The sequence below is a fragment of the Bacillus sp. UMB0728 genome, from assembly GCF_002858875.1.
GTDB lineage: Bacteria > Bacillota > Bacilli > Bacillales > Cytobacillaceae > Bacillus_AB > Bacillus_AB infantis.
On record NZ_PKLA01000002.1, the window covers coordinates 421,626 to 435,604 of the forward strand.

At 49.5% G+C, this 13,979-nt stretch carries 15 protein-coding genes; 14 read left to right on the plus strand and 1 reads right to left on the minus strand.

What is annotated here, in order from left to right:
- Positions 1-194 precede the first annotated feature (194 nt).
- The 8 genes from CYJ37_RS07910 to nuoK all read left to right on the plus strand — a co-directional run bounded on the left by CYJ37_RS07910 (position 195) and on the right by nuoK (position 5,917).
- Positions 195-569 carry an NADH-quinone oxidoreductase subunit A gene (locus CYJ37_RS07910; RefSeq protein WP_022544499.1) on the plus strand — a complete coding sequence of 125 codons (375 nt, stop codon included), beginning with the start codon at positions 195-197 and terminating at the stop codon, positions 567-569.
- Positions 560-1,072, plus strand: coding sequence for a NuoB/complex I 20 kDa subunit family protein (locus CYJ37_RS07915; RefSeq protein WP_022544498.1), 513 nt, complete (start codon positions 560-562; stop codon positions 1,070-1,072). Before CYJ37_RS07910 ends, CYJ37_RS07915 begins: the two co-directional genes overlap by 10 nt.
- A 4-nt stretch (positions 1,073-1,076) precedes the next feature.
- A complete protein-coding gene (locus CYJ37_RS07920; RefSeq protein ID WP_101548903.1) occupies positions 1,077-2,486 on the plus strand; it encodes an NADH-quinone oxidoreductase subunit C in 1,410 nt (469 codons plus the stop codon).
- A 3-nt stretch (positions 2,487-2,489) separates the two neighbouring features.
- Positions 2,490-3,590, plus strand: a complete 1,101-nt coding sequence (locus CYJ37_RS07925; protein WP_101548905.1) for an NADH-quinone oxidoreductase subunit D — start codon at positions 2,490-2,492, stop codon at positions 3,588-3,590.
- Entirely contained in the window at positions 3,590-4,597 is a 1,008-nt protein-coding gene (nuoH, locus tag CYJ37_RS07930) for an NADH-quinone oxidoreductase subunit NuoH (protein WP_009792643.1), read from the plus strand. Before CYJ37_RS07925 ends, nuoH begins: the two co-directional genes overlap by 1 nt.
- A gap of 68 nt (positions 4,598-4,665) precedes the next feature.
- Positions 4,666-5,085, plus strand: a complete 420-nt coding sequence (gene nuoI / locus CYJ37_RS07935) for an NADH-quinone oxidoreductase subunit NuoI (protein WP_009792644.1) — start codon at positions 4,666-4,668, stop codon at positions 5,083-5,085.
- Complete coding sequence (locus CYJ37_RS07940; RefSeq protein ID WP_101548907.1) at positions 5,082-5,606, plus strand: NADH-quinone oxidoreductase subunit J; 525 nt, start codon at positions 5,082-5,084, stop codon at positions 5,604-5,606. The genes nuoI and CYJ37_RS07940 overlap by 4 nt, the downstream gene beginning before the upstream one ends.
- Positions 5,603-5,917 (plus strand): NADH-quinone oxidoreductase subunit NuoK, encoded by a 315-nt coding sequence (gene nuoK / locus CYJ37_RS07945; protein ID WP_101548909.1) that lies wholly within the window; start codon positions 5,603-5,605, stop codon positions 5,915-5,917. The genes CYJ37_RS07940 and nuoK overlap by 4 nt, the downstream gene beginning before the upstream one ends.
- A 3-nt stretch (positions 5,918-5,920) precedes the next feature.
- Here the strand turns inward: nuoK and CYJ37_RS27085 are convergent, their stop codons facing one another.
- Entirely contained in the window at positions 5,921-6,085 is a 165-nt protein-coding gene (locus CYJ37_RS27085) for a hypothetical protein (RefSeq protein WP_170939557.1), read from the minus strand.
- Here CYJ37_RS27085 and nuoL point away from each other — a divergent pair.
- From nuoL to murA, 6 genes are all read left to right on the plus strand, one after another.
- Positions 6,066-7,931: an NADH-quinone oxidoreductase subunit L gene (gene nuoL / locus CYJ37_RS07950; protein ID WP_253619158.1), complete on the plus strand. Its 1,866-nt coding sequence runs from the start codon at positions 6,066-6,068 to the stop codon at positions 7,929-7,931. The two genes, CYJ37_RS27085 and nuoL, sit on opposite strands and share 20 nt — an antisense overlap.
- Positions 7,928-9,442, plus strand: a complete 1,515-nt coding sequence (locus CYJ37_RS07955) for a complex I subunit 4 family protein (protein WP_101548913.1) — start codon at positions 7,928-7,930, stop codon at positions 9,440-9,442. Before nuoL ends, CYJ37_RS07955 begins: the two co-directional genes overlap by 4 nt.
- A 6-nt stretch (positions 9,443-9,448) precedes the next feature.
- Positions 9,449-10,963, plus strand: a complete 1,515-nt coding sequence (gene nuoN / locus CYJ37_RS07960) for an NADH-quinone oxidoreductase subunit NuoN (RefSeq protein WP_101548915.1) — start codon at positions 9,449-9,451, stop codon at positions 10,961-10,963.
- 204 nt (positions 10,964-11,167) lie between these two features.
- The gene (locus tag CYJ37_RS07965; RefSeq protein WP_009792651.1) at positions 11,168-11,404 is read left to right on the plus strand and encodes a DUF1146 family protein; all 237 of its coding nucleotides are present in this window, start codon (positions 11,168-11,170) and stop codon (positions 11,402-11,404) included.
- Positions 11,405-11,660: 256 nt separating this feature from the next.
- The gene (locus CYJ37_RS07970) at positions 11,661-12,410 is read left to right on the plus strand and encodes a YwmB family TATA-box binding protein (RefSeq protein WP_009792653.1); all 750 of its coding nucleotides are present in this window, start codon (positions 11,661-11,663) and stop codon (positions 12,408-12,410) included.
- A 33-nt stretch (positions 12,411-12,443) separates the two neighbouring features.
- Positions 12,444-13,751, plus strand: a complete 1,308-nt coding sequence (murA, locus tag CYJ37_RS07975) for a UDP-N-acetylglucosamine 1-carboxyvinyltransferase (RefSeq protein ID WP_009792654.1) — start codon at positions 12,444-12,446, stop codon at positions 13,749-13,751.
- The last annotated feature ends 228 nt before the right edge of the window (positions 13,752-13,979 follow it).

The window sequence follows — 13,979 nt, forward strand, 5'->3', positions numbered from 1 at the left end:
CTTACTAACCCCCAGTTCCTTATATCACAAAAACTTAGGTCATAACTCCAACGATTCTGCGTAAAATGTACAAGGACCTTAATATTTCCAAATAATACATAAGCTTTATCGACAGTAAAAACCAACGATGCTATAATGATAACGATTACATTTCTAAAAGTTTTGAAAATTCATATGTTTCGGGAGGAAAAGACATGGATTTGCTGAACTTATACCAAAATAACTATCTGATTGTCTTCGTATTTCTATGTCTAGGTGTCCTGCTTCCAGTGGTCGCATTATTCATGGGAAAGCTCCTTCGCCCCAGCAAGCCGTCAGAAGCAAAGTACACCACATATGAAAGCGGAATTGAACCATTCCATGATTCAAGGGTGCAGTTCAATGTCCGCTATTATATTTTTGCCCTCATGTTTGTCATCTTCGATGTTGAAACCGTATTTTTATACCCCTGGGCCGTCGCCTATGAAAAACTCGGAATATTTGCCCTGATTGAAATGCTCATTTTTACCATCATGCTGGTCATCGGACTAATCTACGCATGGAAGAAGAAGGTGCTCAAATGGACTTAAAGCTTGAGAATATCACACCAGAAGAAATGCAGGAACTGCAGAGGAACGTATTTATGGCCACCCTTGAACAAATCAAAGCCTGGGCCAGAAGCAACTCATTATGGCCTATGACCTTCGGGCTCGCCTGCTGTGCAATTGAAATGATGGGGGTAGGTTCCTCCCACTATGACCTGGACCGGTTCGGCTCATTTTTCCGTACCTCGCCGCGCCAATCGGACGTCATGATCGTATCCGGTACCGTCACAAAGAAGATGGCTCCGATTGTCCGCCGCCTGTATGATCAGATGCCTGAACCTAAATGGGTCATTGCCATGGGTTCATGTGCAACTGCAGGAGGGCCATATGTAAAGTCCTATTCAGTTGTAAAAGGCGTTGACCAGATTGTTCCGGTGGATGTATACATACCGGGCTGTCCACCAAATCCGGCAGCCCTGATTTACGGAATCAACAAGCTGAAGGAAAAAATCCGATATGAAGCAAAGACCGGGAAGCGGGTGATCTAGGCTTATGGGCGATGAAAAGGATAAAGAGCAGCTGAAGAAAGAGGCAGCAGAAAAGGCCAAAGCAATCGCCAAAAAGCGGCTTGAAGAAAAGCGGGCAGCTGAACAGGCTGAACTAAAAGAAGCTTCAGATCAAGAGGAAGACCTGGCAAAGAAAAAAGCCGCCGCAGCAGCCGAGGCAAAAGCCGCAGCTTTAGCGAAAAGAAAAGCCAAGGAACAGGAAGCCGGGACAGAGACCCCAACTCCAGAAGAACCTCAAGAAGATGATCTGGCGAAGAAAAAGGCAGCCGCAGCAGCCAAAGCGAAGGCCGCAGCCCTTGCTAAAAAGAAAGCCAAGGAACAGGAAGCTCAGACAGAGGCCTCTGCTCCAGATGAGCCGGAAGATGACCTTGCCAAAAAGAAAGCCGCCGCATCAGCCAAAGCAAAGGCCGCAGCCCTTGCAAAAATGAAAGCAAAAGAACTGGCAGCCAAGGCAGAGGGCATCCCTGCAGAGTTAGCAGAAGATGACCTAGCGAAAAAGAAAGCCGCCGCAGCAGCCAAAGCAAAGGCCGCAGCCCTCGCCAAAATGAAAGCAAAGGAACAGGAATCAGGAGGGGAAGCAGCAGGGGACGAGGATCTTGCCAAGAAAAAAGCCGCAGCCGCTGCAAAAGCCAAGGCAGCCGCCGCGGCAAAGGCAAAAGCGGCAGCTATGGCAAAGCAAGCCGGTGAGTCTGGTACAGATGACGAAAAGGCAAAAGCTATTGCAGCCGCTAAGGCAAAGGCAGCAGCAGCTGCCAAAGCAAAAGCCGCTGCTGCCGCGAAAGCTTCAGGAGCCGGCGCTGATGATGAAAAAGCAAAAGCGATTGCCGCGGCTAAGGCGAAAGCCGCAGCAGCAGCCAAAGCAAGATCTGCTTCAGGCGCAAAGCCGGCCGCAGAGCCTGAAGCAGAACAGAAGCCTTCCGTAAACCAGCCTTTCCTTGATCTGTACAATAAGGTAATTGAAGAACATCTCGGAGGGGACGTATTGGAAGACTCCTATATTAATAGGCTTTCGAAGGATGTTCCGACTCTTGTCGCAAGGCAGGATACATATTTCAAGATTGCAGAGTTCCTGCGCTATAACGAGCAGCTGGGCTTTGACTATCTTTCCGAGCTCCACGGTACTGACTTTGAAACCCATATGGAGGTCTATGTACATTTGTATTCTTATAAAAACCGCCAAACGGTGGCATTGAAAACAAAGATAGACCGTTCAGACCCTGCTATTGAATCGCTGGCTCCTTTATGGGCGGGGGCGAATTGGCCGGAGTGCGAGGCATATGACCTGCTCGGCATCAGCTTCAAGGGTCATCCAGGCTTGTACCGGATCATGCTCGGGGAAGAATGGGTCGGCCATCCGCTCCGAAAAGATTATGAACCCTATGATGTGGAGGTGTAGCCGATGCTGCGAACAGAGGAAATGCTCCTGAATGTCGGGCCGCAGCACCCCAGTACACACGGTGTTTTCAGGCTCGTCCTCAAAATAGACGGAGAAATCATTAAAGAAGCGAAGCCTGTCATCGGCTACCTGCACAGAGGTACAGAAAAGCTGGCAGAAAATCTTCAGTATACACAAATCATCCCTTATACAGACAGGATGGACTATCTTGCTGCCATGACGAATAACTATGTGATTGTCCATGCAGTGGAAACGATGATGAACATCGAAATCCCGGAGCGGGCCGAATACCTTCGCGTGATCTCGATGGAGCTCGGCAGGATTGCAAGCCATCTCGTATGGTGGGGAACCTATCTGCTCGATATCGGGGCGGTAAGCCCGTTCCTGTATGCCTTCCGCGAACGGGAAATGATCATCAATATGCTCAACGAGCTGTGCGGTGCCAGGCTGACCTTTAACTATATGCGTGTCGGAGGCGTTAAATGGGATGCCCCGGAAGGCTGGATCAAGAAGGTCAAAGAATTTGTCCCTTACATGAGGGAGCAGCTGAAAGGCTATCACGATCTTGTCACAGGAAATGAAATTTTCATGAACCGTGTAAAAGGAGTGGGCACCTACACGAAAGAGGAAGCCCTCAGCTATTCGCTGAGCGGCGCCAATCTTAGGTGTACAGGCGTCAAATGGGATCTCCGCAAGGATGAACCATACTCCATCTATGACCGCTTCCAATTCGATGTGCCTGTCCGGGAAGGCGGGGATGCCTGGGCCCGCTATCATTGCCGCCTAGAAGAAATAGAAGAGTCTCTTAAAATACTGGAGCAGGCCGCAGAGCAATTTCCTCAGGCTGGGGACTTCATAGCAAAGGTTCCGAAAATCATCAAAGCGCCGAAGGGTGAAGCCTTCGTAAGGATTGAATCTCCGCGCGGCGAGATCGGCTGCTATATTGCCAGCAACGGGAAAAAAGAGCCGTACCGCCTGAAATTCAGAAGGCCATCCTTCTATAATCTGCAGATTCTTCCCAAGCTCCTGGAGGGGGAGAATATCGCAAATCTGATTGCTATTTTAGGAGCGATTGATATTGTACTAGGGGAGGTGGACGGCTGATGGTCAATGAACTGCTCCGTTCAGAACCTGGCCTTCTGAACTTTGGCATCTTTTTCGCGCTCGCTGCGGTCCTTTTGCTCGTAGTGCTAGGTTTTGTCACCTATGCCATCCTGGCCGAACGGAAAGTAATGGGCTTTATGCAGCTCAGGCAGGGACCGAACCAGGTCGGCGGGCGGTGGGGCCTGCTGCAGACAGTGGCTGACGTGCTGAAGCTGCTGATAAAAGAGGACACCATCCCGAAGCTGGCCGACCGGCCGCTGTTCATCCTGGCACCGGTCATTGCCTTCACGCCGGCCTTTATGGTCCTGGCGGTCATCCCGTTCACGGATAAATTCCAGTTCGCCGACATTGGCGTCGGGCTGCTCTACTATATTGCCATCTCCGGTTTGACGACCATCGGGATTGTGACCGGGGGATGGGCATCCAATAATAAATACGCGCTCCTCGGCGGCATGAGGGCGGCCGCACAGATGATTTCCTATGAAATCCCCCTCGTCATGTCTGTGCTCGGTATCGTACTCCTGACAGGGAGCCTGAATCTCAATGAAATAGTCGAGGCTCAGCGGGGCGGCTGGTTCATCATCTGGCAGCCGGTGGCGTTCATCATCTTCATCATCGCATCAGTAGCAGAGCTGAACCGGGCGCCTTTTGATCTCCCGGAAGCGGAATCGGAGCTTGTTGCCGGCTTCCATGTGGAATATTCAGGGTTTCGATGGGCATTTTTCATGCTCGCGGAATATGTGTATTTTTTCGCAATGGCTTCCCTGACCACGGTGCTGTTTCTCGGAGGCTGGCTCCCGCTGCCATTCCTTGGCTTCATTCCCGGAGCAGTCTGGTTTGCACTTAAGTTCAGCCTGGTTGTCTTCCTGCTCATCTGGTTCAGGGTCACCTTCCCCCGCATACGCGCCGATCAGCTGATGGAGTTCGGCTGGAAGGTGCTGCTGCCGGCTGCCCTGGCAAATATCTTCCTGACCGCGATCATTAAAGAGCTGATCAGATTCTTCTAAACATGCAGCCCGGCGCAGATGCCGGGAATGCCGCTTATATTCCAGACTGATAGAAAGGGTGAAAAAGCATGCTGGGACTGGCAAAGGGACTCAAATATACCCTTAGTAATCTGGCAAGAAAAAAAGTCACCTATAATTATCCGAAAGAGCCGCTGCCGCTTCCGGATCGGTTCAGGGGCATCCAAAAATTCTATCCGGAAAAATGCATCGTCTGCAATCAGTGCGCCAATATCTGCCCGACAGACTGCATCCAGCTGACAGGCAAGAAGCATCCTGACCCTGCAAAAAAAGGGAAAATCATTGACACCTATGACATCAATTTCGAGATCTGCATTTTATGCGACCTGTGTACAGAGGTATGCCCGACCGAGGCAATCATCATGACCAATAACTTCGAGCTGGCAGAATACAGCCGGGATGAGCTGTTCAAAAACCTTGAATGGCTTGATGAAAATGATGAAAACATACGGCAGGTGAATAAAGCATGACATTTTCAGGAGAGCTGCTTGCCTTTTTGGGGCTGGCCATCGCTGCAGTGACAGGGGGGATCCTGCTGATCAACCTTGAAAAAGTGGTCCATATGGTGGTCGCGCTTGTCTTTACTTTTATCAGCATAGCGGGCATTTATATCCTTTTGTCTGCTGAATTCATTGCCGTTGTCCAGGTGCTGATCTACTCGGGTGCCATCACGATCATTATGCTGTTTGGCATCATGCTTACCCGCCATCATGACGAGAGCGGGCAGAAAGCCGGCCGACTGCGCAGGATTCTATTATTTCTGGCGATCCTGGCCTTTGCCTTCAGTGTGTATATCGGCATCTACAACCTGGATTTTCCAGAGCAGGAGGTGCTGCTTCATGAAAACAATACAGAGCAAATCGGGATCAGCTTATTCTCCGAATTTGTCATTCCGTTTGAACTGACATCAGTGGTGCTCCTGGTCGCTTTAGTCGGGGCCATTGTCCTGTCGAGGAAGGATGATGAGGAAACGGAGGAGGATGGAAGATGACAGGTGTACCTGTTTCAGCTTATCTCGCGCTGGCACTCATCTTATTTTGCATCGGACTATACGGGGCCCTTACGAAACGGAATACCGTCATCGTCCTCATTTCCATTGAGCTGATGCTGAATGCGGTCAATATCAATCTTGTCGCGTTCAGCAAATATGGGATGGTCCCGTCAATCACAGGACAGGTATTCGCCTTATTTGCCATAGCTGTTGCTGCAGCGGAAGCGGCGGTAGGCCTCGCCATCCTCATTTCTCTTTACCGCAGCCGCAGGACGGTCAACATCGATGAAATGGGTACGATGAAACATTAGCTCTTAGGAAAAATCAGCGGATGTCCGCTGGATCGGAACAAGCAGATAGAAAGAGGCTGTGCCCGGCAGAAAAAATGATACTGCTGCCTGCTGCTGGCCTCCATCCAGCACGCCGGCTTGCGGTGTGCAAAAGGGGATCGTGATATTGATGGAAAGTGCATGGATCATACCGCTGTTCCCGCTGTTATCATTTGTCATACTCCTGCTTTTCGGCAGGAGGCTCAAGGAAGCGAGCGCCTATATCGGGATGATCTTAAGCCTTGCCTCCTTTGTGTTATCCCTGTTCGTCCTGATTGACAGATTTGCCTCCCCGAGTTTCAAGGCGGAAGGAATCTGGCTCAAGATCGGCGGACTGCAGATCACAGCGGGGTATGAAGTCAATCAATTGAACGCATTAATGCTGATCATTGTGTCTCTGGTAAGTTTTCTTGTACATATGTATTCAAAAGGGTATATGCACGGGGACGGGAGGTTCCATATCTTTTACGCGTACCTTGGGCTTTTCACCTTTGCCATGCTTGGCCTGGTCCTCTCGCCCAACCTCCTGCAGACCTATATTTTCTGGGAGCTTGTTGGTCTCGGCTCCTTTCTGCTGATCGGCTTCTATTTTTACAAAAATGAAGCAAAGCAGGCTGCCAAGAAAGCCTTCATCATGACAAGGATCGGCGATGTCGGCCTCCTGATCGGACTTATATTGCTTTTCTGGCAGACAGGAAGCTTTGAGTACGACGAGATTTTTGCTGCTGTCGCGGAAGGTGCCATCTCTGAAGGGATGATCACGCTGACAGCGATCCTTATCTTTATCGGAGCAGTAGGAAAATCAGGACAATTCCCGCTCCATACATGGCTTCCCGATGCGATGGAGGGGCCGACCCCGGTTTCTGCACTCATCCACGCTGCAACAATGGTGGCAGCGGGTGTGTATCTGGTTGCTGCGCTTTTCCCTCTATTTGCAGCCAGTGAAACAGCATTATTCACCGTCGCAGCCATTGGGGGAGGGACGGCGGTATTTGCCGCCCTCATCGGTCTTGTCCAGACGGATATTAAAAGGGTGCTCGCTTATTCGACAGTCAGCCAGCTCGGCTATATGATGCTTGCCCTCGGCTCGGCCGGCTACACGGCCGGGGTGTTCCACCTGATGACACATGCCTTTTTCAAAGCGCTTCTTTTCCTTGCGGCAGGGAGCGTCATCCATGCAGTCCATACACAGGATATCGAGAGAATGGGCGGCTTATGGAAAAAAATGAAGCTGACTGGTCCGCTATTTTTGATCGGGACGCTTTCCATCAGCGGGGTTCCGCTTTTTTCAGGCTTCTTCAGCAAAGATGAGATACTGGCGTCTGCCTGGGTGCACGGAAATACGGTCCTGTTCTGGCTCGCACTGCTTGCCGCCTTTTTTACCGCTTTCTATATGTTCAGGCTGTTCTTCATGGTTTTTGCCGGAGAACCGCGTACAAAAACAGATAGTGTTCATGAATCACCGGGTATGATGACCTTCCCGATGTTAGTGCTGGGAGTACTGGCTATTATTGCAGGCTATGTGAATACCCCTTGGTTCGGTACCTTCCTGGGCGACTGGCTGGCAGAGGGCAATGATTTGTTAGGGCATGGCCATATTGAGGCGCCTGTCTGGATCATGATTGCAGCGACTGCGGTTTCACTTGCCGGCATCCTTCTTGCCTGGCTGATGTACGGCAGGAGGACGGTATCGCGCACCTGGCTCAGCAGCTATATGCCTTCTGCCCACAGCATCCTGCTGAACAAATTTTATGTGGACGAATTTTACCGGCTCAGCATTGTACAGGGAATGAAGGTGTTCAGTCTTTTCCTTCATTATATTGAAGCTTTCATTGTAGAAGGAGCCGTAAAGGGAATCGGTTCTGCGGTGCAGAGCCTTGGAAAAGCAGGCTCCAGGCTCCAGGATGGACAGGTACAGACATATGGGGCGGCCGCCTTTATTGGCCTTGCCATCCTGACAGCTGTATTTGCTTTGACAGGGGGGTTCTTTAAATGACATTTCCTTATTATCTATCTGTGCTGGTATTCTCCCCGTTAGCAGGGCTGCTTGTGCTCCTATTTGTGCCAAAAGCCAAAGAAAGGGCGATAAAGTGGATAGGCTTGGCCGCAGCATTGCCGGCTGCCATACTCGCCCTCGCTGCCTATTTTATATACCATTCAGGAGCAGGGCTCGAAGAGATGGATGAAAGGGCAGACTGGATCCAGTTTGGCCATCCTGATCTCGTTGGCGATTATTTTAAAATCAGCTATGAACTCGGGGCCGATGGTTTCTCAATGATCATGATCCTGCTCACCAGCTTCCTTGCTTTGCTTGCTGCGGCTGCATCGTTCCGGATCACTAAAGAATGGAAAGGTTATTTTATGCTTTTCCTTCTGCTGGAAACGGGGATGCTTGGCGTTTTCGCCGCAGAAAATCTGTTCTTATTCTTCCTGTTTTTTGAGATAACGCTCATCCCGATGTTCTTTCTGATCGGAAAGTGGGGATTGTTTGAAAAAGAAAAAGCTGCCTTCAGCTTTCTGATCTACAATGGCCTAGGCTCAGCCATCCTGCTGATTGTGTTCATTGTTTTATTTGCCAGAACCGGAACGGCCAATATGGAAGAGCTTCAAATCATCATGCAGGGAGGAGCACAGGCCATTTCGCCTTTCTCTGAGGAGCTGAAGCTGGGGCTGTTCATTGCCCTCCTGATTGCATTTGGCGTCAAGCTGCCGATTTTTCCGCTTCACAGCTGGATGGTCCGTGTCCATGCTGAGGCGCCGGCCTCGGTTGTGATGCTGCATGCCGGCATCCTCTTGAAAATCGGGGCATTCGGCCTCATCCGCTTTGGCCTCGGATTTTTTCCGGAGCAATTCCAGCAGCTCGGCCTGCTGATTAGCATACTGGGTGCAGTCAATCTCCTGTATGGGGCATTCCTTGCTTTCATCCAGGATGATTTCAGGAAAGTGCTTGCCTATTCTTCCATTTCCCATATGGGGATCGTCTTAATCGGATTAGGCGCATTAAATGAAGCGGGCGTACAGGGGGCCATTTTTCAAGTAGTGTCTCACGGACTTATTTCTGCGCTTTTGTTCTATCTTGTCGGTGCTTTATATGAGCGGGTCGGGACCTCTTCCATCAAGAAGCTTGGCGGGCTTTCCCGGCAGATGCCGCTTGCGGCCGGCTTCCTGCTCGCCGGTGCGATGGCTTCGCTCGGCATGCCCGGCATGTCTGGATTTATCAGTGAATTCATGGCCTTTCTCGGCCTCTTTGAAAACCGGCCAGCGGTAGCTGCTGTTGCCGCACTGGGCATCATTCTGACAGCTGTCTATCTTCTGAGGGCTGTCCTTGGAGTGACGTTCGGGGAAGCGAGGTCCGACTATGGGAATGTTACGGACCTAAAAGCGTTGGAAATGATGCCGGCGGTGCTCCTGATTGGGGCCATTGTCCTGATCGGCGTGTATCCGCTCGCCATCAGCGCACCGCTCCAGCCGGTGCTGGAAACGATTTTGCCAGGAATGGGAGGGTGATGAACGATGGACCTGGAAACATTGCTTTCATATAATTGGCTCTTGATGACACCGGAATTCATCATCCTTGGCAGCACAGCCATCCTAACCCTGATTGATCTGTTCATGCCCTCTAAGAAAAGCAGGCAGATCCTTGGCTGGCTTGCCTTAGCCGGCATCCTTGGTGCACTGGCTTCCCTTCTTGCTCTGCTGGGAAGCGGGACGGAATCAATCCTTTCTGACACCTTCCGCCTCGATTCGTTTGCCAAGGCATTCAAGCTGCTGCTCCTGATCGGCTCCGCTTTTGTAATGCTGCTCGCTCTCGGATATAGAGGGAAAGAGGGACTGGAGGAATACAGGGGAGAGTTTTACTATCTCTTTCTGACGGCGCTTCTTGGTGCGATGATGATGTCTTCAAGCGGTGACCTGATCACCCTTTTCACAGGGCTTGAGCTGCTGTCGATTTCTTCCTATATTCTGGCCGGCATGCAGAAAAGGAATCTGCAGTCCAATGAATCAGCCATGAAGTATGTCATCAATGGTGGGATTTCCACTGCAATCACTCTGTTTGGGATGAGCTATTTGTACGGAATTGCCGGCACGACTAATCTGAAGGAAATCGGAGTGGCACTCTCATCCATCACGGAATCACAGTATCTGTACCTTGTTGGCCTGGCCTTTTTCATGATTTTGACTGGGCTCGCTTTCAAGATAGCGTCTGTGCCTTTTCATATGTGGGCACCGGACGTGTATCAGGGATCACCGCTTCCGGTCACTGCTTTCCTGAGTGTGGTTTCAAAAACAGCAGGATTTGTACTGATCGCACGTGTGGTGCTCGTCATAGCCTTATCAGCACCGTCTGAAGGGCCGGGCTCGCTGCCGCTCATCATCAAGGTCCAGGATTATATGGCCTTCCTGGCAGGGGCCACGATGATCGTTGGAAATGTGATTGCCCTGAGGCAGCGGAATATCAAGCGGCTGTTTGCCTACTCAAGCATTGCCCATGCCGGCTATATATTTGTTGCGATCTCGGCTGCATCGGTATTTATGTTCGACTCGCTGTGGTTCTATCTGGGTGCGTATCTGCTGATGAGCCTCGGGGCTTTTGCGGTCATCCAGGCTGTTTCTGAAAAAGCAGGATCAGAAGACATCAGCATTTTTTCCGGCCTGTATAAAAGGTCGCCTTTGCTTGCTGCTGCGATGGGGATATTCATCCTCTCTTTAGCAGGCATCCCGGGGACCGCAGGTTTTATCGGGAAGCTCAATATCATCACAGGCGCCCTTATGACAGAGCCGGCTCACTATGTGCTCGTGTCGATCATGGTTGCCGCAACGGTTGTCTCTTACTATTATTATTTTGGAATCCTTACGCAGATGTTCTTCAGGCCAGCAGCTGATCGGGAGAAACCGGCCCAGCCTGCTTCTGTATCCATTGTCATCGGCTTCTGCGCCTGTGCGGTCATTGTGTTTGGGATCCTGCCGAATCTGGCCATTGATTTTCTGCAAAGCAACTTCAATCAATTTGCTGATTTTCTTCAATGAGAAGAAAAGGAGGCTGGTGAAAAGCGCCAGCCTCCTTTTTATTTTTTCTATAAAAGTGTGAAACCTTTGCAGGGGAGCTTACGTCAAATGAAAGGAGGCATCCGCTTCGCCTGCATTTCGGGAAGCAATGTGCGCCAGCCGATTTATTTGCATGGCAATTGGTGCTACAATCTAAGTACTGAAAAGTTCTAGGGGGATTGCCAAATGATTTCAGGCTTCGGCCAGCAGGCATTACTAAGCATCATCTCACACTTGTTTTTCATCGCGATTGCCTGGTGGGCACTGCAGTCAGTCAACTATGAAAAGTTTCTGAGAGCCCACCATGTGTTCCAGGCAAGAGTGCTGTTCGTCATGCTTTCCATCGTCATTGGATCGATTGTCAGCAATTTTTTTCTCGACTATCTGCTATGGTCTCAGCAGCTGCCGCTCATTCTTCAATAAAAAGCAGGTTTTGGCAGCAGAAAAATGTGAAATATAGGTCTTCATGCATGTTCCATTCCAGCAGGAATCTTAGTAAAATCTTTTTTGTATGTCAGCAGCTTTCTTGCTGCAAATACATATGCGCACTTTTGTGAAAAAAGTCACGTATAAACATAATGTGAGCTTTCCGGCTTCTGTATTTGTCAAAAAGTGACGACTTTTCCCTGGTATGCTCTCCCCCAGCTTGGCAACAATGGTAATAAGGGGAGTGAGATACATGTTGAAAAAGTACACACTTTATTTTGCAATTATCGCTATTATTGGTTTTGTCACTATAAACCTTGGGAATAAGACGACTGTAGCTATCGGAAAGCATGACCTATTGACTATGGCCGCGGTTCTTCAAAACAAAGATATTTTGATTCAAGACTGGACGATCCATGCAAGAAAAAATATGGAAAATGTCGAAAATCTTCGGGACGCCGAAACGCTTGCCGGGAAAATGAAGGCAGATTATCCGGAATGGGAGTGGACATCAAGCTCCAGCAAGGATAAGGCCGAGTATTCAGCGGTTTTCCAGGCAGACGGAAATAAAAAAGAGAGCATAAAAATCCTATCGACCCTCACAAATGGCAAGGCTCATACGTATTTAATTTATGAGGCCACAGGCCATGGCTGGGGGAAGGGAACGGAGACCTTCCTAAAAGAGGAACTTTCCGATAAGCTCTCCGACATATTTCGTGGAAATGCCACAATTTTCTCTTGTATTAAAGGCGAGTTCGGTGATAAGATGAAAAAGACTTTGCCTGATAATGTAAATGAATTGATGAAAGCTTTTGATGCAAAGGAAATTGAGTCATTAAAAGAAAGTTCTTTTATATCAGCATCGGCGTATTCTCCAATGTTTGCCGGGTCGATTGAAAGCAACAATGATGAGATGAATTTACAAATTGGATTAAGAACTCAAGGATTGGGCGGAAAGACTACCCTTGTAGTTGGAACACCAATCATTACGATTGAATATTAATATAGAGAAATTGGACGCGGAGGGGAATACACTTTGGAAAAAATCATCGTCCGCGGCGGAAAAAGGCTAAGCGGTACTGTTAAAGTAGAAGGAGCAAAAAATGCTGTCTTGCCTGTTATCGCCGCTACACTGTTAGCAAGTGATGGAAAAAGCGTAATTCGTGATGTGCCGACTCTCTCCGATGTATATACCATCAATGAAGTGTTACGCTATTTAAACGCCGAAGTGGAGTTTAAAAATAACGAAGTCATCGTGGATGCATCAAGAGAGCTTAAGGTTGAGGCACCGTTTGAATATGTTCGCAAAATGCGCGCATCTGTACTCGTAATGGGATCATTGCTCGCGCGCAATGGCCGTGCCCGTGTCGCACTGCCAGGAGGCTGTGCCATCGGATCACGTCCGATCGACCAGCACCTTAAAGGCTTTGAAGCCATGGGTGCTAAGGTAAAAGTAGGAAATGGCTTCATTGAAGCGGAAGTAGAAGACCGCCTGCAGGGAGCAAAAATATATCTGGACTTCCCGAGTGTCGGGGCAACTGAAAATATCATGATGGCTGCAACCCTTGCAAAGGGCACAACCATCATCGAGAACGTTGCAAAAGAGCCTGAGATTGTCGACCTCGCTAACTTCCTCAATAAAATGGGGGCAAAAGTAAAAGGCGCAGGCACAGGAACGATCAAAATCGAAGGCGTAGACATGCTTTTCGGAGCAGTCCATAACATCATCCCTGACCGCATCGAGGCAGGAACCTTCATGGTAGCAGCTGCTATCACAGGCGGAGACGTGCTGGTACAGAATGCAGTTCCGGAACACATGACATCCCTGATTGCCAAAATGGAGGAAATGGGTGTCACTTTCATCGAGGAAGGCGAAGGAGTCCGTGTCATCGGCCCTGATAAGCTGAAGGCTGTTGATATCAAGACCATGCCTCACCCTGGCTTCCCGACTGACATGCAGTCCCAGATGATGGCCCTCTTGCTTCGTGCAAAAGGAACCAGCATGATCACTGAAACGGTATTCGAAAACCGCTTCATGCATGTAGAGGAATTCCGCAGGATGAATGCAGAAGTAAAGATTGAAGGCCGTTCCGTTGTCATGAATGGACCATCCAATCTGCAGGGAGCAGAAGTTGCAGCAACCGATCTTCGCGCAGCAGCAGCCCTGATCCTGACTGGCCTGGTCGCTGACGGCGTTACCCGTGTAACAGAGCTTAAGCACCTTGACCGCGGCTATGTCGGCTTCCACAACAAACTGGCAGCACTTGGCGCTGACATCGAACGCATCACAGAAGTGGAAGAAACAATTACTGAAGAAACTTACGTATCCGATATGAATGCTTAATAGCATTCCGGATGATGTTCAATAAAACCGTAGAACCTTGTTGTCTGATATCCGACGATAAGGTTCTGCGGTTTTTTGATTTTATGCGGAAAAGCTGTTTTTACGACTGTTTATGCTGAATGTAACCTATTCTTAATATCATCCTGGTCTCAATGCAAAACCCTTCTCCCATCTGATGATTCTTGTCATAAAAGCTTGTCCCGAACCATATGAATGAATGGAGATGGC